At 58.4% G+C, this 24,128-nt stretch carries 24 protein-coding genes and 1 tRNA gene; 12 read left to right on the top strand and 13 right to left on the bottom strand.

What is annotated here, in order from left to right:
- Window positions 1-80: 80 nt before the first annotated feature.
- The 8 genes from GOW09_RS16325 to GOW09_RS16290 all read left to right on the top strand — a co-directional run bounded on the left by GOW09_RS16325 (window position 81) and on the right by GOW09_RS16290 (window position 8,117).
- A complete protein-coding gene (locus GOW09_RS16325; protein WP_171119639.1) occupies window positions 81-887 on the top strand; it encodes a crotonase/enoyl-CoA hydratase family protein in 807 nt (268 codons plus the stop codon).
- Between the two features lie 120 nt (window positions 888-1,007).
- Window positions 1,008-2,051 carry an RluA family pseudouridine synthase gene (locus GOW09_RS16320; protein WP_171119638.1) on the top strand — a complete coding sequence of 348 codons (1,044 nt, stop codon included), beginning with the start codon at window positions 1,008-1,010 and terminating at the stop codon, window positions 2,049-2,051.
- Window positions 2,048-2,719 (top strand): HAD-IA family hydrolase, encoded by a 672-nt coding sequence (locus GOW09_RS16315; protein WP_171119637.1) that lies wholly within the window; start codon window positions 2,048-2,050, stop codon window positions 2,717-2,719. The genes GOW09_RS16320 and GOW09_RS16315 overlap by 4 nt, the downstream gene beginning before the upstream one ends.
- A 3-nt stretch (window positions 2,720-2,722) precedes the next feature.
- Entirely contained in the window at window positions 2,723-3,430 is a 708-nt protein-coding gene (locus tag GOW09_RS16310; protein ID WP_171119636.1) for an ATP12 family chaperone protein, read from the top strand.
- Window positions 3,431-3,635: 205 nt separating this feature from the next.
- Window positions 3,636-4,652 carry an amino acid ABC transporter substrate-binding protein gene (locus tag GOW09_RS16305; protein ID WP_170346448.1) on the top strand — a complete coding sequence of 339 codons (1,017 nt, stop codon included), beginning with the start codon at window positions 3,636-3,638 and terminating at the stop codon, window positions 4,650-4,652.
- 126 nt (window positions 4,653-4,778) lie between these two features.
- Window positions 4,779-6,011 (top strand): amino acid ABC transporter permease, encoded by a 1,233-nt coding sequence (locus GOW09_RS16300; protein ID WP_152456917.1) that lies wholly within the window; start codon window positions 4,779-4,781, stop codon window positions 6,009-6,011.
- A gap of 3 nt (window positions 6,012-6,014) precedes the next feature.
- On the top strand, window positions 6,015-7,313 hold the full coding sequence (locus GOW09_RS16295) for an amino acid ABC transporter permease (RefSeq protein ID WP_171119635.1): 1,299 nt from the start codon (window positions 6,015-6,017) through the stop codon (window positions 7,311-7,313).
- Window positions 7,314-7,325: 12 nt separating this feature from the next.
- On the top strand, window positions 7,326-8,117 hold the full coding sequence (locus GOW09_RS16290; protein ID WP_171119634.1) for an amino acid ABC transporter ATP-binding protein: 792 nt from the start codon (window positions 7,326-7,328) through the stop codon (window positions 8,115-8,117).
- A gap of 49 nt (window positions 8,118-8,166) precedes the next feature.
- Here GOW09_RS16290 and GOW09_RS16285 read toward each other — a convergent pair whose 3' ends face one another.
- The 12 genes from GOW09_RS16285 to rpmH form a co-directional block, all read right to left on the bottom strand.
- The gene (locus GOW09_RS16285) at window positions 8,167-8,664 is read right to left on the bottom strand and encodes a histidine phosphatase family protein (RefSeq protein WP_171119633.1); all 498 of its coding nucleotides are present in this window, start codon (window positions 8,662-8,664) and stop codon (window positions 8,167-8,169) included.
- Window positions 8,661-9,347 (bottom strand): ferredoxin, encoded by a 687-nt coding sequence (locus tag GOW09_RS16280; RefSeq protein ID WP_171119632.1) that lies wholly within the window; start codon window positions 9,345-9,347, stop codon window positions 8,661-8,663. The genes GOW09_RS16285 and GOW09_RS16280 overlap by 4 nt, the downstream gene beginning before the upstream one ends.
- A 25-nt stretch (window positions 9,348-9,372) precedes the next feature.
- Window positions 9,373-10,236, bottom strand: a complete 864-nt coding sequence (gene argB / locus GOW09_RS16275) for an acetylglutamate kinase (protein ID WP_171119631.1) — start codon at window positions 10,234-10,236, stop codon at window positions 9,373-9,375.
- A gap of 60 nt (window positions 10,237-10,296) precedes the next feature.
- The gene (yihA, locus tag GOW09_RS16270) at window positions 10,297-10,950 is read right to left on the bottom strand and encodes a ribosome biogenesis GTP-binding protein YihA/YsxC (RefSeq protein WP_171119630.1); all 654 of its coding nucleotides are present in this window, start codon (window positions 10,948-10,950) and stop codon (window positions 10,297-10,299) included.
- On the bottom strand, window positions 10,947-11,684 hold the full coding sequence (locus tag GOW09_RS16265) for an MOSC domain-containing protein (RefSeq protein WP_171119629.1): 738 nt from the start codon (window positions 11,682-11,684) through the stop codon (window positions 10,947-10,949). The genes yihA and GOW09_RS16265 overlap by 4 nt, the downstream gene beginning before the upstream one ends.
- Window positions 11,681-13,510, bottom strand: a complete 1,830-nt coding sequence (gene yidC, locus GOW09_RS16260; protein WP_171119628.1) for a membrane protein insertase YidC — start codon at window positions 13,508-13,510, stop codon at window positions 11,681-11,683. The genes GOW09_RS16265 and yidC overlap by 4 nt, the downstream gene beginning before the upstream one ends.
- Before the next feature lie 126 nt (window positions 13,511-13,636).
- Window positions 13,637-15,169 (bottom strand): bifunctional diguanylate cyclase/phosphodiesterase, encoded by a 1,533-nt coding sequence (locus GOW09_RS16255; RefSeq protein ID WP_171119627.1) that lies wholly within the window; start codon window positions 15,167-15,169, stop codon window positions 13,637-13,639.
- Window positions 15,170-15,230: 61 nt separating this feature from the next.
- Window positions 15,231-16,124, bottom strand: coding sequence for a tRNA 2-thiocytidine(32) synthetase TtcA (gene ttcA, locus GOW09_RS16250; protein WP_171119626.1), 894 nt, complete (start codon window positions 16,122-16,124; stop codon window positions 15,231-15,233).
- A 43-nt stretch (window positions 16,125-16,167) separates the two neighbouring features.
- Window positions 16,168-17,784: an acyl-CoA dehydrogenase family protein gene (locus GOW09_RS16245; RefSeq protein WP_171119625.1), complete on the bottom strand. Its 1,617-nt coding sequence runs from the start codon at window positions 17,782-17,784 to the stop codon at window positions 16,168-16,170.
- Between the two features lie 67 nt (window positions 17,785-17,851).
- A complete protein-coding gene (gene yidD, locus GOW09_RS16240) occupies window positions 17,852-18,097 on the bottom strand; it encodes a membrane protein insertion efficiency factor YidD (RefSeq protein ID WP_152456928.1) in 246 nt (81 codons plus the stop codon).
- A complete protein-coding gene (gene rnpA / locus GOW09_RS16235) occupies window positions 18,094-18,519 on the bottom strand; it encodes a ribonuclease P protein component (protein ID WP_171119624.1) in 426 nt (141 codons plus the stop codon). Before rnpA ends, yidD begins: the two co-directional genes overlap by 4 nt.
- A gap of 25 nt (window positions 18,520-18,544) precedes the next feature.
- Complete coding sequence (gene rpmH / locus GOW09_RS16230; protein WP_005980833.1) at window positions 18,545-18,679, bottom strand: 50S ribosomal protein L34; 135 nt, start codon at window positions 18,677-18,679, stop codon at window positions 18,545-18,547.
- 295 nt (window positions 18,680-18,974) lie between these two features.
- Between rpmH and GOW09_RS16225 the strand changes: the two genes are divergently transcribed.
- From GOW09_RS16225 to GOW09_RS16210, 4 genes are all read left to right on the top strand, one after another.
- Entirely contained in the window at window positions 18,975-19,706 is a 732-nt protein-coding gene (locus GOW09_RS16225) for a TVP38/TMEM64 family protein (RefSeq protein ID WP_171119623.1), read from the top strand.
- Window positions 19,707-19,709: 3 nt separating this feature from the next.
- Window positions 19,710-21,128 (top strand): NAD(P)/FAD-dependent oxidoreductase, encoded by a 1,419-nt coding sequence (locus GOW09_RS16220; RefSeq protein WP_171119622.1) that lies wholly within the window; start codon window positions 19,710-19,712, stop codon window positions 21,126-21,128.
- An 18-nt stretch (window positions 21,129-21,146) separates the two neighbouring features.
- Window positions 21,147-22,529 carry a HAMP domain-containing sensor histidine kinase gene (locus tag GOW09_RS16215; RefSeq protein WP_253283963.1) on the top strand — a complete coding sequence of 461 codons (1,383 nt, stop codon included), beginning with the start codon at window positions 21,147-21,149 and terminating at the stop codon, window positions 22,527-22,529.
- Between the two features lie 64 nt (window positions 22,530-22,593).
- Window positions 22,594-22,670 (top strand) — tRNA-Arg (locus GOW09_RS16210).
- 152 nt (window positions 22,671-22,822) lie between these two features.
- Here the strand turns inward: GOW09_RS16210 and GOW09_RS16205 are convergent.
- Entirely contained in the window at window positions 22,823-23,347 is a 525-nt protein-coding gene (locus GOW09_RS16205) for a hypothetical protein (protein WP_171119621.1), read from the bottom strand.
- Window positions 23,348-24,128: the final 781 nt, after the last annotated feature.

The following is a 24,128-nucleotide window of genomic DNA, read 5'->3' as shown; positions in this document are numbered from 1 at the left end:
AAAGGTTCCGCGGCGTCACAGGCGACAGGATTGAAATTGGACGCTTCCCTTGGGTCAACGCTTGCAGGGGAGGACTTGATATGCCGGTTTCAATCGAAAAATCCGAAGATGTCTGGACCGTCATTCACGACAGGCCGGATGCGCGGAACGCCGTTGATACGAAACATGCCGAGGCTCTGGTTGAGGCATTTCTGAGTTTCGAGGCCAGTTCGGCCAAGGCTGCGGTATTCTGGGGCAAAGGTGGCAATTTCTGTGCAGGGTGGGATCTGAAACTTGCCGCATCGCTGGCCGATCCCGAACGGCGCGAGGCGTATTTCGACAAACATGGTTTTCCCATCGGTTCGGCCCCGTCAACGCTGGGGCCCATGGGGCCGTCGCGGCTGGAGCTTTCGAAACCTGTCATAGGCGCGATAGAGGGCGCGGCAGTGGCCGGAGGAATGGAGCTTGCCTTGTGGTGCGATATCCGGGTCATGGCGGAAACGTCTTACTTGGGTGTGTTTTGCCGCCGCTGGGGGATTACCCTGATGGATGGTGGTTCGGTCAGGTTGCCGCGTCTGGTGGGGCAGGGCAAAGCATTGGAGATTGCTCTGACCGGGCGCAAGGTCGAGGCGGAGGAGTGTTACAGAATTGGGCTGGCGGAAAAGGTCGTTCCACATGGCACAGCACGAAAGGCGGCTGAAGACATGGCACATGATATCGCCCGTTTCCCGCAAGAGGCCGTTCGGGCAGACCGCCGGTCGATCATCGAAACCCGTGGAATGCCGGTTCGTGACGCGCTGAAGGTTGAATGGGCCAACGGGTTGGATGCCATTCGCCGCGAAGGAACCGCTGGTGCGACCCGTTTTCGGGATGGAGCGGGGCGGCACGGCGACTTCTCGAACATCTGAGATCCAGAGCCAGATACCTTGACTCTTGCCGCGTTGCGCGCGACAGACGCCCATGATTTCTGGGACACGGATAAATACGCAATCTGGGCGGATCACCCGCGCGGAACAAGGGGTAATGGCATGAGTGGCGTGCAGATGATTACAGTCGCTGAAGGGGATGGGGACCAGCGCGTGGATCGCTGGCTGCGCCGCCTGTTTCCGCATGTCAGCCAGGGGCGCATTGAAAAGATGTGCCGCAAGGGAGAATTGCGTGTTGACGGAAGCCGTGCCAAGGCCTCGACGCGGCTGGAGGCAGGGCAGGTGGTTCGCGTGCCGCCTTTGCCGGACGCTGATCACAAACCGGCTGAGGTCAAGCATCACATCTCGGATGCGGACGCCAAGATGATCCAATCCTGCGTGATCTACCGCGACGATCACATTCTGGCGCTGAACAAGCCGCATGGTCTGCCGGTGCAGGGCGGCAGCGGGCAGACAAGGCATGTTGACAGCTTGTCCGAAGCGCTGCGGTTCGGCTATGACGAGAACCCTCGGCTGGTTCATAGATTGGACAAGGACACGTCAGGTGTTCTGCTGCTGGCACGCACGCGTGAGGCCGCCAAGGGTTTGACGGCCGCTTTCCGTCACCGTGATACGCGCAAGATCTACTGGGCGCTGGTTGCCGGTGTTCCAACGCCGTACCTGGGTGAGATCAAGACCGGCCTTGTCAAGGCGCCCGGTCATGGCAAGCACGGCGAGGGTGAAAAGATGATCCCCGTGCATATGAACGAAATTGACAGCACTCCGGGCGCAAAACGCGCGCATACGCATTATGCAACACTCTATCGAGTTGCCGGCCGCGCCGCCTGGGTCGCGATGGAGCCGATCACCGGACGTACGCACCAATTGAGGGCGCATATGGCCGCAATCGGACATCCGATTATCGGCGACGGAAAATACGGTGGTTCGGGTCAGGAAAACCTTGGCGACGGATGGGGCGCGCAACTGGGTGGGATCATCAGCAAAAAGCTGCATCTGCACGCACGGCGACTGTCCTTCCTGCATCCGGTGACGCGGAAACCAGTGACCGTGACGGCGCCCTTGCCCGAGCATATGAAGCACAGCTGGGACACCTTCGGATGGAGCGAGGATCTGGCGGCTGACGACCCGTTTGAGGAACTGCAATGAGCGCACCCTTGCGGCTGGTCCTGTTCGACGTCGACGGTACTCTGGTCGACAGTCAGGGCAGCATCGTTCATTCCATGACCGCCAGCTTTCAGGCCGCTTCCGTGCCGGTTCCGACGCGAAAGGCGATCCTGTCTATTGTCGGCTTGTCGCTGCCGCATGCCATCGCCAGGTTGGCGCCGGAACAGCCTCTTTCGGTCCAGAACGATCTGGTCGACGGGTATAAAGAGGCCTATCACGCCCATCGTCTTGAATTGGGCGCGGCAAGTTCGCCGTTGTACCCCGGTGCGCGCGAGGCGATTGAAGCGTTGCATGCCGTGCCCGAAGTGCTTCTTGGCGTGGCAACCGGCAAGTCGCAGCGCGGGTTGGACGCATTGATCGAAGCCCACGGGCTGGAACCGTATTTCGTGACCCGGCAGGTCGCGGATCACCACCCGTCAAAGCCGCATCCGTCCATGGTGCAGACCGCATTGGCGGAAACCGGGGTCGATCCGGCCTGCGCAGTGATGATCGGCGACACGAGCTTTGACATGGATATGGCCGCGGCCGCCGGTGTTCGCGGCATCGGCGTCACCTGGGGCTATCATGACCGATCGGCTCTGACCGCAGCTTCTTGCATTATCGAAACCTTTGACCAGTTGCCCAATGCGCTGGCTGGGATGTGGGATTGAAAGATGAGTGACTGGAAACCGAAACGATTCTGGAAGGACAGCACCGTTGTCGAGGTTGATGGCGGGTTCACCGTCGAACTGGATGGCCGCAGGGTCAAAACACCCGCCAAGGCAGACCTGATCCTGCCAACCCGCCCCATGGCCGAAGTGGTGGCAGGGGAATGGGACGCGCAGGAAAAAGAGGTTGATCCTGCCGTGATGCCTTTCACCCGTTCTGCAAATGCAGCGATAGACAAAGTCCGCATCCAGCACGGGGAAGTGGCCGACATGCTGGCCGATTATGGCGATTCCGATTTGTTGTGTTATCGCGCAACGCACCCGCAGGAGTTACAGGATCGTCAGAGCGCCGAATGGGATCCCGCCCTGGATTGGGCCGAGACCGCGCTGTCTGCCCGTCTGGTTCCGGTTGCGGGCGTCCTGCATCAACCGCAGCCGGAATCCGCCCTGGCGACATTGCGTTCTCGGGTGCACGGGCTGGATGCGTTCCAACTGGCCGCTTTTCACGATCTTGTCAGCTTGTCGGGGTCATTGATTCTTGGCTTTGCGGCCGCCATGAATTGGCGCAAACCGGACGAGATATGGCGCATTTCAAGATTGGATGAAACCTGGCAGATTGAACAATGGGGCCATGACGAAGAAGCTCATCAGGTTGCCGAGGCCAAGAAAGCAGCCTTTATGCATGCCAAACGCTTCTTTGAATTATCGGTTTGATCCTAAATTCCGGTTTTTTGAGCAAATCTGTAAACAGCTTGGGGCCTGATCCATCGATTTCGATGATCCGGCCCTTGACGTTTGTTTATGAATACGCCCAAACTCAGTGCCACTAAAGGGGAGACACCTTTGGGGTAACCTATCCGGCATCCACTTGCCGGGCAGAGCCGTCTCGGACGGGGCGGAAAATCAGGAAGAGGTAAAAATGAAAAAATCCGTATTCTTGGGCGCGGCAACGATTGCCGGTCTTGCTGCTGGCGCAGCCATGGCAGGGACCGTTGACGACGTTAAAGCACGCGGCAAGCTGAATTGTGGTGTGACCACCGGTCTGGTTGGTTTTGCTGCGCCCGACGCCAATGGCGAATGGCAGGGCTTTGACGTATCGCTGTGCCGCGCCGTTGCTGCTGCCGTTCTGGGTGACGCCAACGCCGTTGAATTCGTTCCGACCACTGGTAAGACACGCTTTACCGCTCTGGCCTCGGGCGAGATCGACATGCTGGCAAGAAACACCACCTGGACCTTCAGCCGCGACGTCGACCTGAAGTTCGAATTCACCGGCGTGAACTACTATGACGGTCAGGGCTTCATGGTTCCCAAGGCGCTGGGCGTCAGCTCGGCCAAGGAACTGGACGGCGCCCGTGTCTGCATCCAGACCGGCACCACCACCGAGCTGAATCTGGCCGATTTCTTCCGTGCCAACAACATCAGCTACGAGCCGGTTCCGATCGAAACCAACGCCGAAGCGCAGCAGCAGTACCTGGCCGGTGCATGTGACGTTTACACCACCGATGCATCGGGCCTGGCCGCAACCCGCGCCACCTTCGAAGCGCCGGACGAGCACATCCTGCTGCCCGAAATCATCTCGAAAGAGCCGCTGGGCCCGCTGGTCCGTCATGGCGACCACGAGTGGGGCGACGTTGTCCGCTGGACCCTGAACGCACTGATTTCGGCTGAAGAGCTGGGTGTGACCTCGGCAAATATCGACGAGCTGAGCGCCGGTACCGACAACCCGGAAATCAACCGCCTGCTGGGTACAGAAGGCACTCTGGGTGAAATGCTGGGTCTGGACGCCGACTGGGCGGCCAAAGCGATCAAAGCTGGCGGCAACTATGGTGAAATCTTCGCCAAGAACATCGGTGAAGAAACACCGATCGGCCTGGCGCGCGGCCTGAACGCACAGTGGACCGAAGGCGGCCTGCTGTACTCGCCGCCGTTCCGTTAAGGCATCAATGGAAGAGGGCGCGGGGCAACCTGCGCCCTCTTCTACAATAAATTGCTGCGGGCAGATGCAGAGCGGGGAAAACCTCGCCGAAATGAAACAGCTCGCAAGCCACGGGGATCCCAAAATATGTCGACTATGACTGACCCACCGAAAGCTGATTTTCGGTTGTCTATGCTCATAAACGATACCCGCTATCGCTCTCTTACATTTCAGGTGATTGCGGCCATCGTCATTGCGCTTTCCATCTGGTATCTGGGCAACAACCTGATCCAGAACCTCAGGGCCGCAGGGCTCAATATTTCCTATGCTTTCCTCGGCGATTCCGCCGGGTACGACATCAACCAGCGTCTTGTTGAATATGACAGTCAGTCATCGCATGCACGCGCGGCACTTGTCGGTTTGCTGAACACACTGCTCGTGGCCTTCCTGGCCTGTATCACCGCAACGGTTTTCGGTGTGATCGCGGGTGTTCTGAGACTGTCGAACAACTGGCTCGTGTCGAAGCTGATGGCAGTATATGTCGAGATCTTCCGGAACATCCCGGTTCTGATCTGGATCATCATCATCTTTACGATCATGACGGCCGTGCTGCCGGCGCCCAGTGCGTTCCGGGGGGAAAACCCGACGTCTTCAATGCTGTTTGGGTCCTTTGCCTTTACCAATCGAGGCATTTATTTTCCCCGTCCCGAGTTCGCCAATGGCCTGTTTGCATCGACAGCCCTGAACTGGTTGCTGGTCATCGCCGTCCTGATCGGATCGTGGTTCGTCAGTGGCGAAGTCGAAAAACGCGCGACCAAGAAGCAGGAAGAAACTGGCGAGCGCCCCGCGACGCTGTTGCCGAAACTGGCAATCTGGCTGGTGCCTTTTGTGCTGTTGATGATCATCATGGGCCTGACCTGGGATGTCCCCGAGCTGAAGCGCTTTAACTTCAGCGGTGGACTGAATGCCGGTGGTCCTTTGATTGCGCTGTGGTTTGCCCTGTCGATCTATACCGGTGCCTTTATCGCGGAAAACGTGCGTGCGGGTATTCAGGCGATCAGCAAAGGTCAGACCGAGGCGGCCGCCGCGTTGGGCCTGCGTCAGGGACGGATCATGAAACTGGTCATCCTGCCCCAGGCATTGCGGGTCATCATCCCGCCGCTGATCTCGCAGTATCTGAATATCACCAAGAACTCGTCTCTCGCGATCGCCGTTGGCTATGCGGATATCACCGCAACACTGGGTGGTATTACCCTGAACCAGACCGGCCGGGCGATTGAATGCGTTCTGCTGCTGATGTTGTTCTACCTCACGGCCTCGCTGCTGATTTCGACGGGGATGAACATCTACAACGCTTCCGTCAAGCTGAAGGAGCGCTGAGCCATGAGTGATCAAGCAACAAACCCGATCGCCTTCGTGGCCGAAGGCACCATCCCGCCCTCACCGCCGCCGGCAAATGAGACAGGCGTCATCAAATGGCTGCGCGAGAATCTGTTTTCAGGGGTCGTCAATTCGATCCTGACAGTTCTGTCGCTGATCCTGATCTACATTCTTCTCAAGAATACCTTGCCATGGATTCTGAACGGAGTGTGGAATGCCAACTCGCTCGCGGAATGCCGCGAGATTCTGGGGGACAAGACCGGAGCCTGTTTCGCGGTTCTGACGGAACGCTGGCCGCAGCTGATCTATGGGTTCAAGTACCCCGTCGATGCCTATTGGCGGCCGAACCTGGCCTTTGTGCTGATGCTGGTAGCGATTGCGCCGGTGCTTTTCTTTGACTTGCCTCGCAAGATGCTGTTGTTCACTGCGGTCTATCCCTTCCTGGCTTTCTGGCTGATCTGGGGTGGCACGATCCTCGTGCCTCTGGTTGCGCTTGTTGGCTGCATAGCCGCCGGTGGTGTCTTCCAGAAGCTGGGCAACAACAACTTTGCCGCCGGGTTCTTCGGCGCAATTGTGACGGCACTGGTCATCTGGAACGTCGGAGGGGCCCTGATCCCGGAAGGCGCATCAGAGAATGCGTGGCTGACGGCCGTTCCCAGCCGTGATTTGGGCGGTTTCATGCTGAACATGATGCTGGGCGTAACCTGTGTGTCGCTGTCGGTACCACTTGGGATCGCACTGGCCTTGGGGCGACAGTCGAACATGCCGCTGATCAAGTGGGTCTGCGTCATCTTCATCGAGTTCATCCGCGGCGTGCCTCTGATCACGCTGCTGTTTGTGGCTTCGGTGATGCTGGCCTATTTCTTCCCGCCTGACAGCACGGTCGACCTGTTCCTGCGCGTTGTGATCATGATCACCATGTTCTCGTCCGCCTATATCGCCGAGGTGATCCGCGGCGGTCTGGCAGCGCTTCCGCGCGGGCAGTACGAGGCCGCAGACAGTCTTGGGTTGGATTATCCGCAGGCGATGCGGCTTATCATCCTGCCGCAGGCGCTGAAGATCTCGATCCCCGGGATTGTGAACGTGGCCGTGGGCCTGTTCAAGGATACGACACTGGTTTCGGTCATTTCGATGTTCGATCTGGTGGGCATGATCCGGGGACCCATCCTGGCGTCGACCGAATGGAACGGCGTCTACTGGGAGCTTCTGGGCTTTGCCGCGCTTCTGTTCTTCGTCGTCTGCTACGGCATCTCTCAATATTCTCAGTGGCTCGAGCGTCGCCTTGCCACAGATCATCGTTAAGGAGTTCAACACATGTCTGAACTTGCAATCGACCGCGAAATCGACCGCTCCAAGATGCAGGTGAGCGACGAGGTCGCCATCGAAATCAACCAAATGAACAAGTGGTACGGGTCCTTCCACGTGCTGCGCGACATCAATCTGACCGTCAATCAGGGCGAGCGGATCGTGATCGCGGGCCCGTCGGGTTCGGGCAAGTCCACCCTGATCCGCTGCCTGAACGCGCTGGAAGAACACCAGCAAGGCAAGATCGTGGTGGACGGGATCGAGCTGTCGAATGACCTGAAGAACATCGACAAGATTCGCTCCGAGGTCGGAATGGTGTTCCAGCACTTCAACCTGTTCCCGCATCTGACCATTCTGGAAAACTGTACGCTGGCCCCAATCTGGGTGCGCAAGACGCCCAAGAAAGAGGCTGAAGAGCGTGCAATGCATTTCCTTGAAAAGGTGAAAATCCCCGAGCAGGCTGACAAGTTTCCCGGTCAGCTATCCGGCGGTCAACAGCAGCGTGTGGCGATCGCCCGCTCGCTCTGCATGATGCCACGGATCATGTTGTTCGATGAACCGACATCGGCGCTGGACCCCGAGATGATCAAAGAGGTGCTCGACACCATGATCGAACTGGCCGAGGAAGGCATGACCATGCTGTGCGTGACTCACGAGATGGGTTTTGCCCGCCAGGTCGCCAACCGCGTGATCTTCATGGATGCCGGTCAGATCGTGGAACAGAACGAACCCGAAGAGTTCTTCAACAACCCGCAAAGCGAGCGGACCAAACTGTTCCTGAGCCAGATTCTGGGTCACTGACCTGCACAAAGGCTGAAAGAATTATGGCGGGGTGTTGCCCCGCCTTTTTCTATTCGATCAACTCACGCGGGATGGTGAACCCCAGCACCGTCCCGGTTTGCCATCGGACCTCGGCCCAGCTGTTTAAGTCGAACGACATGACGGTTGTTGCACAGGTTGGATAATCGAAAAAGCGTGTATGATTTGGCGGTTGTCGCACCAGACGGTTGGCAAAATCGGCGATCCCGGGATTGTGGCCCAGCATCAATACCGCCGGTTCCGTAGCACCTGAAAGCTCTCGCAGCATGACCTTTGAATCAGCGTGGTAGAGCGCGCTGTGAAAGCTGACTTTATCGGCCTGCAAACCCATGCGATCCCATGTCTCGCGGGTGCGAGTTGATGTAGAGCTTAGGACTTCATCCGGCAACCAACCGTGGTGACGCAACCAAGCAGCGATGGCCGGGGCTGACTTTCGTCCACGCTTGTTCAGCGGGCGGTCATGATCGCCAAGACCCGGGCTATCCCAGCTGGATTTCGCATGACGTGTCAGGATCAGAATTCGGGTCATGACGGATGAAAGGCTTTCATGTGATGGGCCGATTGTTCCGGGTCGCGTCCTGCGCCCGCGCTCAGAGGGCAGGCTAGGCGGGCCAGACACCCGCCCGCCATACAGGTTTGACCTTCAGCGGTGCCCAGATGGTCGTGGCATGCAGCGACGTCATAGAACTCCTGCGCGTTCAGCGCGCTGACCGGACAGGTCGTCGTGCAAGGCGCGGCGCAGCTTTCGCAAGGCGACACGCCGGAAGGGGCCGGGATGGCGAACTCTTCGGCAAAATGCAGTGCGCCCCGATAGGAAATCATCATCCCAACGGTATCATGCACCAATGCCCCGACCGGGCTGCTGAATGTCCGCCCAGATTTGAGTGCCCAGTCAATGAATGGCGTGTACGGGGGGCCGCCGAACGGAAAATACGCCTGTGCGCAGAGCCTTTCGGCCATCTGACCGACGACCCTTTTCGACCATCGGTCAACGGGGTCGGCCTGGTGCCATTCCGGTGAGGCCTTTAGTACGTGCCAGAATTCCGGCCCGGCCCCCAACAGGATCAGCGTACCGGTTTCAAGGTCTTTGGCTGCAACGAGGCGAGGATGCAGCGCGCCCATGACCAACAATCCAGCATCACGGGCGGCGTTTTCAACCTGTTCATAAGGCGTCGCGTCAGGATCAGAGGAAGGCTGTGCAAGATGTGTCATGTCTCCTCCTCCTCTCTTGCGGGGATCAGTCCGGGCGTATCAGCGACCCGGCCCCATGTTCCGTGAACAGCTCCAGCAGCACGGCATTGGGTGCGCGCCCATCAAGTATGACGACAGCCCGAACGCCGCTGTGCAGGGCGTCCAGTGCGGTTTCTGTCTTGGGTATCATACCGCCTGCAATGGTGCCTTCGCGGGTCATTTCCCTTATCTGACCGGCCTTGAGTTCGGTCACGACATCGCCCGCCGCGTTCTTGACACCGGAAACATCCGTCAGCAGCAACAGACGGTCTGCCTTGAGCGAAGAAGCGATTGCTCCGGCTGCCGTGTCACCATTGACGTTGAATGTTTCACCGTCGCGGCCTGCACCAAGCGGGGCGATGACCGGGATTACGTCATGTGAAAACAGATCATGCAGGATCTTCGGATTCATCTCGGCAGGGGTGCCGACAAAGCCCAGCGACGCATCCGTTTGATCGCAGACCATCAGGCCTGCGTCCTTGCCGGACAGGCCCACGGCTGATCCGCCCTGATCATTGATCGCCTGTACGATGCGCTTGTTCACGAGTCCGGACAGAACCATTTCGACCACTTCAACCGTGGCCTTGTCGGTCACTCGCTTGCCGTTCACGAATTCGGATTGAATGTCCAACTTGCCCAGCATTGCATTGATCATCGGACCACCGCCGTGGACGACCACCGGGTTCACACCCACCTGGCGCATCAGAACCACGTCCCGGGCAAAGCTTTCCATCGCCTCATCGCTGCCCATGGCGTGTCCGCCAAGTTTGATGACGACGATGGCTCCGTCATAGCGCTGCAGATAGGGCAGGGCGCTGTTGAGTGTGGCTGCGGTGGCGATCCAGTCCCGGTTCATATCTCGTGTCTTCATAGCTAAAGTCCTTCTGGAAAACCGTGTTAGGACCTTTGCCCCACGCTGCCAAGGGCGAAGCTATTCCAGATGCGCAATGATGGACCGCAGGGTCGCGATGCCGTCACCCTTTTCGGATGAGGTAAGCACAATTTCCGGAAATGCCGCGGGATGTTTGGACAACGCGGCCCGGGTTTGTTCCAGAACCTTTTCACGATCCTTGGCTTTGACCTTGTCTGCCTTGGTCAGAACGCATTGAAATGTCACGGCGCTGGTGTCCAGCAACTTCATGATTTCGTCATCGACCGGTTTCACCCCGTGGCGCGAGTCGATCAGGACAAAGGCACGGCGCAGTGTCTGGCGCCCGCTGAGATATTGTTTCAGCAGCTTCTGCCACTTCTCGACCACTTTCACCGGGGCGTTTGCATAGCCATAGCCCGGCAGGTCCACGAGATAGAGTTCAGGGCCTTGGGTGAAAAAGTTGATCTCTTGCGTGCGGCCGGGCGTGTTGGATGCGCGGGCCAGACCCTTCGTGCCGGTCAAGGCATTGATCAGGCTGGATTTGCCCACGTTCGAACGCCCCGCAAAACAGACTTCCAACCGGTCAGGGGCGGGAAGGCCATTCATGGCGACAACGCCTTTGACGAACTCGGACGGGCCTGCAAACAGTTTGCGGCCTCGCTCCTGGGCGAATTCATCCGGGTCTTCGGCCAGGGGGAAGGGAAGCGTGGTCATAGCACCTGCACCTCATCGTTGACGCGGATTTCGCCGCCCTGAACGACCTCGGCGTAAACGCCGAAATCCTGATGGTCCCAGCTGTTCAGGGCGCGCAGGGTGTCTGCATCCCTCTCACCGGTTTCGGGATTGGCGGTGGTGGCCATACATCGCGTGATCCGCTCGCGTACGCGAAGCACGGCCTCGCCAATGCGCACGTCACGACCCAGCCAGTCAAACTCATCCCACAACGGCAGACCTTCGAACCAGATATTGCCGCGCCACCGAACAATGGACAGAGTCTGGCCCAGCTTCTGTTCGACTGCGCGATGCGATGCCATGTTGCACAGGCTGATCGATGGAAAGTCGCTGTCCGTCATACCGCGCCCCGGAATCCGAACGATCCGGGCAGATGCAGCCCGGTCCGCCGGCATAAGTGGCTTTACCCAGTCCAGAAAAGCCTCTTGTTCGGTGTCCGGCGCAAAACTGAGATCCGGTCGCTGCGGGTGGCGCAATGTAACCCGGTCGCCCTGCAATTCGGCCGAAATGGCCATCAACTGAGGCGCTTTTGAACCGCGGCTGAAATTGAAACAGGGTGCCCATTCCGAACCATCGGTTTTGGCGGCCTCATGAGCGACCGCCCAAACGCGATCCCCGGGCATGGTCTGCCCGGGGATGAGTGTGACTTGGCTCAGGGCTTCTCGCCCATGGCTTTTGATCGGGTGGCGCCAAAGGCTTGAGACCGTTCCGCTCATTTGTTGTCCGTTTTTGGCGTCCGCTTGAAACCGGACTTTATGTTTCCGAACACATCCGGCTTATAGCCCTGGCTGCGCATGATCAGATATTGCTGTGTGAACGTGATAGTGTTGTTCGCGATCCAGTACACGACCAGACCACTGGCGAAACCACCCAGCATGAACATGAAGACCCAAGGCATCCAGGCAAAGATCATGGCCTGCGTCGGATCGGTTGGCGCCGGGTTCAGTTTCTGCTGCAACCACATCGAAATACCCAGCAGCAGCGGCAGAATACCGATGAAGATCAGCGCCATCAGGCTTTCGGGTGCAGGTGCGGCCCAAGGCAGCAAGCCAAAGAAGTTGAAGATCGACGTCGGATCCGGCGCGCTCAGGTCCTGGAACGGGCCGAACCATGGGGCCTGACGCAGTTCGATCGTCACGAAAATCACCTTGTAAAGCGAGAAGAAGATCGGAATCTGCAACAGAATTGGCAAGCAGCCTGCGGCAGGGTTCACCTTTTCCTTTTTGTACAGCTCCATCATGCCCTGCTGCATTTTCTGGCGATCATCGCCTGCGGCTTCTTTCAGGGCTTCCATTTGCGGCTGCAATTCCTTCATCTTCGCCATCGAGACGTAGGACTTGAAGGCCAGCGGGAACAGGATGGCCTTGATGATCAGCGTCAGGCCGATGATTGACCAGCCCATGTTTCCAATCAGGGCATTGATGTTGTGCAGCAGCCAGAAGATCGGCTTGGTCAGGAAGTAGAACCAACCCCAGTCGATGCTGTCGATGAACTTCTGAACACCTTCTGCCTGATACTCCCGGATGGTTTCCCACTCCTTGGCACCGGCGAACAGTCTGGTCGTGACCTCTTCCGTCGTACCGGGCGCGACTGTCAGTGTCGGCAGCACCGTTTCCGTTTGATAGATTTTGCGACGTGAATCGTATTTGGCAGCGGCCTTGAACGCTGCACCCTCGGCCGGGATCAGGGTGGTCATCCAGTAGTGATCCGTGAACCCGATCCAGCCGCCTTCTTTGACCTGATAGACCTCGGCCTGTGCGCGTTCATTGGGGTCGATATCGAAATCGCGCACATCGCCATAGTCGATCTCATCCAGAACGCCGTCAGACATGACCATGACGCCTTCGTGAAGAATAAAGAAGTTCTTCAGGCCCGGCAGATCACCGTCTTCGCCCATGCCGTGGCGGGCCAGAATGCCGTAGGGGGCCATGCCGACTTCGGCGTCCGTGGTGTTCTCGACCGACTGGGTGACCGAGAACATATAGTCTTCATCAACGGCAATGGTGCGGCGGAAGGTGAGGCCGTTTCCATTGTCCCAGGCCAGCGTGATCGGAGTGTCAACACCCAGAGTTTCGCCCTGCTCAAGCGTCCAAAGAGTGTTCGGGCCGGGAACGTCCGTGACCGACAGGCCCGCGCCGGGGGCCCAGCCATAAAGCGCATAATAGGCCGAGTCACTTCCAACTGGGGACAGAAGTTCGACGATCGGAGAATCCTCGGCCAGTGAAACCTTGTAATCCTTCAGAGACAGTTCATCAATTCGGCCACCGGCAAGCGACAGGCTGCCCGTCAGGCGGGGCGTGTCGATGCTGACGCGGGGCGCCTCGGGTTCGGCTTCGGCTTCAGTGGCGCTTGCAGTTGCTTCGCCGACCGTACCGGTATCAGCGGCGCTGGGCGTCTGAACCTCATTCCCTTCGATGCTGGCGATTTCAGCCTGTTCCGTGGTTGGTGTGGGTTCCGGCGGGGGGAACAGCACGAACCAGACCAGGATCACGAGAAAGCTGAGCGCGGTTGCGAGGATGAGATTCTTGTTCTGATCGTCCATCTGGGACAGCCACCTTGAGCAGTGAAAGACACCCGCAGGGTTCAACAGAGTGCAGGCCCAAAGGTCAAGCGGAATCGCTCGTCATTTCGTCACGGATTGGTCTTCTGTGGCGCAGTTTCCGGTTCTTCAGCCGGTTTGCCGCCCGATTTTGGGCATTCCGTCAATCTTGTTGCAATGAGACGTGATCCAGCCCTTGGTTTTTTCGAAAGGCATGGGCTTGCCGATGCCAAACCCCTGAACATGGTCACATCCCAATTGCGCCATCAAGGCGTGCTCCCCGGGTGTCTCGACCCCTTCAGCAAGGGATTCCAGGTTCAGCCGTTCTGCCATGGTCAGAATTGCGCTGGCCAACTGCTGCTGGCTTGGGTCCTGGTCCGCCTTTGTCACGAAAGAGCGGTCGATTTTGATCCGGGACACGTTGAACCGCTTGATTGACGCGATCGAGGCATGCCCTGTGCCGAAATCGTCCAGATCGATACAGCACCCTATCGCGGCCAAGCCCGTGACATTGCGGGTGATTACGTCATCCGGCCCTCTGGAAAACACGGTCTCCAATACTTCGACCGCCAATCTGTCCGGGGTCAGATCGCATTGATCCAATTCCCATTTCAGGCGGTCGATCAGCCCCGGGTCACGCAATTCGTCCGACGAAAAGTTGATGCCGATGCGTGGTACGGTCAGACCGGCGCGATCCCATTCGCGCATTGCGCAAAAGGCGTGATGCCGCATCGCCTGCCCCAGTTTGCCCATCAACTCCGCCTGTTCGGCAAAGGGCAGAAAGACATTGGGACCCAGCACTCCTTTTTTCGGGTGTTCCCAGCGGGCCAGAGCCTCGAACCCGGACACGCGCCCGGTATCCGTCGAGATCTGCGGTTGAAACCATGGACGAATTTCACCGCTTTCCAGCGCCGCATCAAATTCCTTGCGCAGATTGGTTCTGACCTGAGCCCGGCGACGTGTTTCGGACGAAAAGGCACGAATCGTCGACGGCCCGTTTTGCTGTGCTTCTTGCAGCGCGTTGTTTGCAGCGTTGCACCAATCCGTCGCGGTGCCGTCGGGGACATTGCTGCTGAGGCAGAAACCGATAGAGCAGGACAAGTAAACTCCGGTTCCGTTCAGCATGATGGGGTCTTCGACCGCGGATTGCATTCGTCCCGACATCTGAATGCAGGTTTCCAGATCAAGCTGTTGCGCCGGGTGCAGAACAACCATCATCTTGTTTCCATCGATCCGGGTCGCGGAGTCACTGGCGCGGATCATGGACATGACACGAGAGCAGAATTGCTGTGCCACATGGTTTGCTGCTGCTTGGCCATGCAGATCGAGCATTTGCATATAGTCGTCCAGGATCACAGCGAAACAGGCCGACGTTTCACCGCTGCGGCGACTATCCGTGAGCACCTCTGCCAGAACGGTTTCGAACTGGTCATTCGGCAGCAGGCCACCCTGTTGCCGTTTCCTGTCTGCCGGGTTGGGGGCCATTGCGCCTAAACCGGCAATCATCAGGGGCAAGCCCAGGGCCACCGCGACCAAAGCGCGTTCACCGCCAAGCCAGAACGCCCCCAGGCTTGTTGCCGGAACAAAGGCAAGAACGGCTGGGCCGTATGCCACGTTTCTCAAAGCTTCAAAAATACGGTCGACGAAAGGATGATTCCACATCGGGTCCTGACCTTGGGCATGAATGGTATGCCGAGCCTAGGAAACCAGTCTGAGTCAGTCGTTAACGCAGAAGCGGTATTTCTTCCAAATTTTCCGCTTTTTCGTCGGAGTTTACGGAAAGATTAACAAAATCAAAGAGTTTCGCATCCAGAAGGTGCGACGGGCGTGCATTTGTTAACGCGCGGAACATAACCTGACGCCGACCCGGACTGTTCGATTCCCATTGATCGAGAATCTGTTTGACCTGCTGCCGTTGCAACCCGTCCTGACTGCCGCACAAATCGCAGGGGATGATCGGATACTGCATGGCCTTGGCAAATTTCTCGCAGTCGGCTTCGGCGACGTGGGCAAGCGGGCGAAAGACAAAAAGATCTCCCTCTTCATTCACCAGTTTCGGTGGCATGGTGGCCAGACGGCCTCCGTGGAAGAGGTTCATGAAAAACGTTTCGAGAATATCGTCGCGGTGGTGGCCCAGCACGACGGCGGAACAGCCTTCTTCCCGGGCAATGCGATACAGGTTGCCGCGGCGCAGTCGCGAGCACAGGGCGCAATATGTTCGGCCCTGCGGAACCTTGTCCATCACAACAGAGTATGTGTCCTGATACTCGATCCTGTGTGGCACACCCATGCGGTCCAGAAACTCTGGCAGGACCGTTGCCGGAAATCCGGGTTGTCCCTGATCCAGATTGCAAGCCAGAAGATCGACAGGCAGCAATCCGCGCCATTTGAGTTCGTAGAGGACGGCCAGCAGCGTATAACTGTCCTTGCCGCCCGAAAGGCAGACAAGCCAGCGTGGCGGTTTGCCGTCCTTGTCGTGGGCGGACGGGTCCACCATCCCGTATTGTTCGATCGCTTCGCGGGTCTGGCGCACGATGCGTTTGCGCAGTTTTTTGAACTCGGTGGTCGAGGGCGCGCCGGCAAAGAGCGGGTGGATATCATCTGCATCATCAAACATGCGCAGCCCCTACAGCAGATGGCGCAACCGGGCAAGTGGCGGGTCAGCCAAGCCGCGCCAGCAGGGCGCCGGTATCCAACCCGGCTACTGCTCCGGGAATGCGGCCGCTGTCACCGGAAAGACGTGTGGCAACAAAGCCATCAGCCACAGCGCCGGGCGCATGGCGCAGCAATTGCGAGGCCGTCAGCAGCAGAGCCGTACGTTCAGCGTACCAGCGCGCTTCGGCCTCGGGCGGCGGACCGGGCCAGCGGCTGCGATGCGCGGTCAGAGCTGTGTCATACCTTCTGTCCGTGCCTCTCACCGTATCCAACTCGGCCCCCAGAACCTCGGCAGCCAGCGGCTCACGGGCCAGAGTGCGCAGGATATCGAGGCAGATCACATTGCCTGACCCCTCCCAGATGCTGTTCAGGGGCGCTTCACGATAGATCAGGGGCAGGGGCGTGTCTTCGACATACCCCATGCCGCCCAGCACTTCCATCGCCTCGACGACGACGACCGGGCAGCGCTTGTTGTTCAGGAACTTGGCCAATGCGACACCGATCCGGGCAAAGGCCTTGTCTTCGGGCGTTTGACCGTCAAATGCCTGCGCGACACGCATTCCCAAGGTCACTGCGCCTTCCCAGTCCAGAACAAGGTCGGACAGGACCGCTCGCATCAGCGGTTGATCGATCAATCGGCGCTGAAATGCGCTGCGGTGTTCCACCCAATGATGCGCTTCGCTGAGTGCGGCACGCATCAGCCCGGCCGGCGCCATGGCTGTATCAAGCCGCGTGTGGTGCACCATTTCCAGTATGGTGCGCACGCCCGCGCCTTCTTCGCCCAACTGATAGGCCAGCGCGTCATGATACTCGATTTCCGAGGATGCGTTGGATTTGTTGCCCAGCTTGTCTTTCAGGCGCATCAGGTGGATCGCATTGCGCTCGCCCTCCAGCCAGCGGGGCACCAGAAAGCAGGTCAACCCACCGGGCACCTGCGCCAGCGTCAGGAACCCATCCGACATTGGCGCGGAACAGAACCACTTGTGCCCGCGCAAGCGCCAGTGATCCCCGTCGCGTGCGGCAACGGTCGTATTGGCGCGTATGTCCGAGCCGCCCTGTTTCTCGGTCATGGCCATCCCCAGCGTCGCGCTGGTCTTTTGACCGATCGGTTCTTCCGAAGGATCATATTGCCGGGCCATGAGTTTTGGCTGCCAGAGTGAGGCAATGTGTTCATTGGCGGCCAGTGCAGGGATTGCTGCATAGGTCATGGTCATCGGACAGCAATGCCCGGGTTCGACCTGCCCGGCCAAGTAAACCATCGCCGCATGGGTCGCATGTCCGCCGGGCTGTCCATCCCAGGCCAGCGCGGCATAGCCCGCCGATTGGCTGATCTGCATCATCTGATGATAGGCCGGGTGAAAGCGCACCTCGTCCAGGCGCCTACCGCCGGGATCGAACAGCCGCAGCTCTGGAGGATGCCGGTTGGCTTCCCGCCCCAGTTCCCGCGTTTCTTCGGTTCCGAGTGTTTTGCCATATGCCGCCAGCTCCAAAGCGCGCGCGCCCGCTGTCTTTGCTGCGTCTTGCAGGACCGGATCAGACAGCCAAAGATCGGTGCCGCCGCGCGCGGGCGGTTGGTTCAGGACATCGTGGGTTGGCAGGGTATCGCGCGCTGGGGATTTCATCGGGACCTCGGGTTGGACTGGTCCAACTGTTCAGGCGCGGCACTTGCCGGTCAAGTCTGACGAGGGGTCAGGACGAAGGGTCGTTATGCTTGTCGTCAGGTACCGGATCGTATCCGTCGCCGCCCCAAGGGTGGCAACGGCAGATCCGATGAGCGGCCAGGTAGGATCCTTTGACCGCCCCGTGTTTCTCCAGCGCCTCAAGCGCATAGGCGGAACAGGTGGGTTGGTAGCGACAGTTGAAACCGACCCATGGGCTGAAGATCAGCCGATACGCCCGAACAGGCAGGGCGACGATATGGGACAGGAAGGTCATTTTTCGGCCGCATGCACCTTGCGGAGCGCATAGCGCAGGTCGTCCAACAGTGCGTCATAGGGGCGGTTGGCGGTAACCTCGGCGCGGCCGATCAGGACGTAATCCCACCCGTCGCGGCCGGCTTCGGGCAACACGGCCCGCGCGGCTTCGCGCAGACGGCGCTTGGCGCCGTTGCGGGCCACGGCATTGCCCACTTTTTTCGAGCAAGTGAAGCCCACGCGAATCCCGACGCCCTCGCCGGGCGCGCGCTTGCGGGCCTGAACCATCATCGAAGACGTGCCTTGTCGGCGGGCACGCGCCGCTTTCAGAAAGTCGGACCGCTTCTTGAGAACGGTCAGGGGTGCAGATGCACAAACGGACGCCGCCGGGGGCTTGTTCCCGGGGTGGTTCCTACCAACCTCAGGGGCCTCCGGCGGCGTCATGTTCATAACCTGATCGGTGAGCGGTTTACGCGCTCAGCGATTTGCGGCCGCGTGCGCGGCGTGCATTCAGGATCTTGCGGCCGGCCTTAGTGGCCATGCGCGCGCGGAAACCGTGGCGGCGTTTGCGAACCAGGTTCGAAGGCTGATAGGTGCGTTTCATCGCTCCGTCTCCAATCTATGCGGTCGGGTGCGGCGCGGATTCGCCTGCCCGTGGTGTTCGAAGCCCGTCCTCTACTGCCAAGCGGGGGGTAAGTCAAACCCCAACGGCCAGGTTTTCGCAGCTTTTGCAACAATTCTGTTACCGGCTACGGCAAAAGGTTTCAAAATACCCGTTTATCGCCGAAATCTCTCACATTCGGTGCCACAAAGATCAAGGCCCCGTGATCCCCCTGTTGCTGGCCCGTCAGTCAGCGCATCTTGGGCACAAGATGAAGCACAAAGAACCGGAAAATCTGATGTCCGACACGAGCCAGGCGCCGCGCAATGGTTTCGCGCGCCACATTCCGTTGCTTGTAATCCTGAGCGTTGCCGTTGTCGGCTTTTTCACGCTTGGGGATTACCTGACTTTCGAGACCTTGCGGGACAATCGCGAGGCGCTTCTGGCGTGGCGGGTCGGTCACTATTGGGTCATGGCAGCCGCTTTTGTCGCCATTTATATCGTCATAGTGGCCTTTTCACTGCCCGGTGCCGCGGTGGCTTCGATGACGGGCGGTTTTCTTTTCGGTCTTTTTGCGGGAACCGTTTTCAATGTCGTGTCCGCCACCATCGGTGCGTCGGCGATCTTTCTGGCGGCGCGCTGGGGCTTGGGCGAAGCCCTGACGTCGCGCCTGGAATCATCAGAAGGCACGGTCAGGAAACTGAAGGACGGTCTGCGGGAAAACGAAATCTCGGTGTTGTTTCTGCTGCGACTGGTGCCGGTCGTGCCGTTCTTTGTTGCCAATCTCGTGCCGGCTTTGGTCGGTGTGAAGTTCCGCAATTTTCTTTTGACGACCGCGCTGGGCATCATCCCCGGAGGTATCGTGTACACGTGGATCGGGGTCGGTTTGGGCGGTGTATTCGACCGTGGGGAAACGCCTGATGTTTCGTTGCTGTGGGAACCGTTCGTGATCGGGCCGATTACAGGGTTGTGCGTATTGGCCGCCTTGCCCATCGTTTTCAAAGCACTGCGCGCGAAAAGAGGCACCTGAACCATGAAAGAGTTGAAAACCGATCTCCTGGTCATTGGCGCCGGGTCCGGAGGATTGTCCGTCGCTGCGGGCGCCAGCCAGATGGGCGCGGATGTTGTCCTGCTGGAAGGGCACAAGATGGGTGGGGATTGCCTGAATTTCGGCTGTGTCCCGTCGAAGGCGCTGATCGCAAGTGGCAAAGCGGCCCATGCTCAGGCGCATTCCGTTCGTTTTGGCATCGCTGATACAATCCCTCAGGTCGACTACGCCGCAGTAAAGGATCATGTTCATGATGTGATCGCGCAGATCGAACCGATGGACAGTCAGCAGCGGTTCGAAGGCTTCGGCGTGAAGGTCATCCGCGAATATGGCACGTTTTTATCCCCTGAAAAGGTGCAGGCCGGGGATCATGTCATCTCTGCGCGTCGCATCGTCATCGCGACCGGTTCATCACCGCTGGTGCCGCCGATTCCGGGGTTGGACACAGTGCCCTATTACACGAACGAAACCATCTTTGACTTGAGAGAGCGGCCAGATCACCTGCTGATCATCGGGGGCGGCCCGATCGGGATGGAGATGGCGCAGGCCCATATACGCCTCGGCAGCAAGGTGACGGTCGTCGAAGGGCTCAAAGCCTTGGGCAAAGACGATCCCGAGGCCGCGTCCGTGGTGCTGGATACCCTGCGCAGTGAAGGTGTGGACATCCGGGAAAACGCCATGATCGCTCAGGTGCGCGGAACAGAGGGCGCTGTGGAGGTCGTTGCCGAAAACGGTGAAACTCACCGGGGCTCTCATCTTTTGATCGCTGCCGGTCGCAAAGCCAATATCGAGCGTCTGAAACTGGAGGCAGCCGGAATTGAACGCACGAGAACCGGCCTCAGGACGGATGACGCGCTGCGCACGACCAATCGGCGCGTCTATGCGATCGGAGATGTGGCCGGTGGTCTGCAATTCACCCATGTTGCAGGGTATCATGCAGGTATCATCATTCGTTCGGCCTTGTTCGGTCTGCCGTCCAGGGCGAAAACGGCACATATCCCTTGGGCCACCTATACGGACCCGGAGCTGGCCCAGGTCGGACTGACCGAAGCTCAGGCCCGCGAGGCGCATGGAGAAAAGCTCGAAATCGCCCGTTTTGACTATCACCACAATGACAGGGCGATTGCCGAGCGCAAAACCAAAGGCTTCGTCAAGGTAATGGTCGTGAAAGGCCGACCCGTCGGCGCCACAATCGTCGGGCATCAGGCGGGTGAGTTGATCAACTTGTGGTCGTTGGCTTTGGCCAATAACCTGAAGATGGGGCAGATCGCCGCCATGGTTTCACCCTATCCGACGATCGGAGAGCTTAACAAACGTGTGGCGGGTGCTTATTTCTCGCCAAGGCTGTTTGAGAATCAGACAGTTAAACGAGTGGTCAGGTTCGTCCAGCGCTGGATTCCCTGACCTGAGGAGGGGCGCAAATTGAACTCGCTTTCGGGCCGATTTCTGATCCTGACGACGGTCTTCGTCATGTTGGCCGAGGTTCTGATCTTTGTCCCGTCGATCGCCCGGTTCCGCGAGGACTTTCTGCTGAACAGGCTCGAACGCGCGCAGATCGCCTCGCTGGCTTTGCTGGCGGATGATATGCTGGCCGAAGATCTTGAGGCGGAACTGCTGGCAAACGCAGGCGTCTACAATGTCGTATTGCGACGGGATGAGGTTCGGCAACTGATGCTGTCGTCGCCGATTCCCGATCCAATCGCCGGCACGTTCGATTTGCGGGATGCAAGCCCCTGGATTCTTATCCGGGATGCGATCAGCCGCTTTCTCAAACCCGAAAACGAAGTCATCCGGGTCATCGGAGAACCGGTCAAGGGGGCAGGCCTTCTGATCGAAGTCACCATGGACAGCATACCGTTGCGAACGGCGATGATTGACTACGGGTTGCGTATTCTCGGTCTGTCCTTTGTGATCTCCATCATCACGGCGTTTTTCCTGTTTCTCGCCGTACGCGTCGTACTTGTGCGGCCCATCAAAAGCGTCGTCGGCTACATGCAGCGCTATGCCAGTGCGCCAGAGGACGCGCGTGGCATAATCTCGCCGAATTCGAAGGTGACGGAGCTGCGAGAGGCCGAGGAGGCACTGAAGATGCTGCAAACGGACCTGACCCAGGCGCTCAAACAGCGGGAAAGGCTGGCGCAGCTTGGGGGGGCCGTAGCCAAAGTCAGCCATGACTTGCGCAATATCCTGACGTCGGCGCAGCTGTTTACCGATCGGATCGAGGCCAGCGATGATCCGCTGGTGCGGCGGATGGCGCCGAAACTGGTGAATTCCATCACCCGGGCCGTGTCCCTTTGTGAAAGCACATTGGCCTTTGGCCGCGCGGAAGAGCCCGCGCCCACTCTGACTATGGTTCCGATCCGCGCAATCGCGGCGGATGTCGCGGCCAGCGAACAACTCGCCGTCGCCGATGCCTGCGTCGAAATCGTGAACGAAGTGCCGGACGCGCTTGTGGCCCGCGCCGACCCCGAACAATTGTACCGCGTCATCATGAACCTCGTGCGCAACGCGAGACAGGCTCTGGTTGCCTCCGGAAAACCTGGACGGGTTACCATTGCGGGGTGTGAAAACGACGATGCTTGGTGCATCGAAATCCGCGACACGGGGCCGGGTCTTCCCCCCAAGGCGCGCGAAAACCTGTTCACGCCTTTCCAGGGCGGGGTCCGAAAGGGTGGCTCGGGTCTGGGGCTGGCAATCTCGCAGGAGCTGGTGCGCGGCCATGGCGGGGATCTGGTTTTGAAAGAGACCGGACCCGAGGGAACAGTCTTTGAAATCAGCCTTCCGCGCGGGGACATGACTTTTTGATTTTTTTTTGAAGAATCGGCTTGCACGTCTCGGGCAGCAGGTCTAAACAGCGCCTCACCAACGCGGACCGATAGCTCAGCTGGATAGAGTACTTGACTACGAATCAAGGGGTCGGGGGTTCGAATCCTCCTCGGTCCGCCACTTTTTCGCCTAAAAAAGTGGCAGCGTTTGAAAAATCAAGCAAAAACAAAATGTTATCCTTAGATTTTCCGATTAAAAATTAGGCAATCCCGCAACATCTGAAATCCCGCAACATTGTCCGCAACAAATCCCGCAACATTTGGTGGGAGATTCTAAAGGTTGGTAGTACCCATCCTTTGGACAAGCGCTTCTTCCGCATCCTCAATGGCGCGATTCAACTCGCTGATTTCCTGAACAAGAGTTTGGGCTTCTTGCGGTGAAACGGGCTCTGAATAAGTAAGAGAGGCATTCAAGAGACTCTGAACTTTTGAACGCACACCGCCTTTGCCGTAGGAAATCTCTCTCAGCACCCGTTGTGCCTTCAAGGTGAGCGAGCGATTGTTACGTTCGAAATCTGGGTCAAGCCTGTAGAGCGCACGTCGGACAAAAGGGTCGGCGTCATTGAATTCTGGTAGCACTAACTCAATCTGATCTTGAGTGGGATATTCGCCGTCGGCAATAATTTCTAGGAGTGAAAGAACACCCCTGGGTGAAAAGTAGATCAACCTCAAAGATTCGATGAGTTCCTTGATCTCGCGCTGGTGTCTCTTGTCAGTTTTCTGGCCTGGCTCAATACGGGCCAGATCGGCCAGTTCTTTAGCCCCTTTCAGGAGTTCCAAGACTGAAGTGAATTCCATTCTATCTTCCAATTTTAATGGTACTGAAACGCCAAGCACATTTAACAGCAATCTAGTTTAGAAGCATCGTGCGATTGCATCCCGCAACAAATCCCGCAACATTTTGAGCAAATGGTAGGGTCTTGATTAAGTGTAAGCAATTGAAAATAAATCATAATAATGGAAATTTTTGGATTGGTCCTAGTCCTCCTCGGTCCGCCACTTTCCTTTTATGTGGCGACACATAGTTCTGCCACCAGCGACAGAACCTTGCCATTTTCGCCTCACTTCCTTCATCCAGCACCTAGACCGATTTCAATGATCCTGACTTCCCATTTGGGATAATCAGGGCTGATTTGCGGATCAGACGCCGAAGGCGCTTGTTCCTGCTGATCTGCCACGTGGCGAACGCGGATGGGGGCGAGGCAATGCTATTCGACAATAGTGGTGCGGCCCGCAGGCGCAGCCGAGGACACGGTGTTGTCTAATAGGGTTGCCCGAGGGGGAAGGCAGCGTCTTACCCCTGATGGACAGGGGCGTTTGGCTTGTCCAAATCCCACTGTCCCCAAAAGATGTGCGGCGGTGTGGGCTGCGCCGTAACTCTTTGCGCCAGAACACTTTGTTTTTCTAAAGAACAAGGCGGATGGCAGACATTCTTTGAAGTTGCGATATGAGCCTCCCCAACTGAACGGGTCCACCGTTATGTTTAGGAAACGGAGGACTGAGAATGGCAAACAAGCGACCGAAGCCCGAAGAGATTGTCTCGAAGTTACGGCAGGTTGAAGTTCTGATGGGGCAAGGG

The organism is Ruegeria sp. HKCCA5463 (genome assembly GCF_013034175.1).
Taxonomy (GTDB): domain Bacteria; phylum Pseudomonadota; class Alphaproteobacteria; order Rhodobacterales; family Rhodobacteraceae; genus Ruegeria.
The sequence above is the reverse complement of the archived record's forward strand: the minus strand, read 5'-3'. Positions and strand labels throughout refer to the sequence as shown.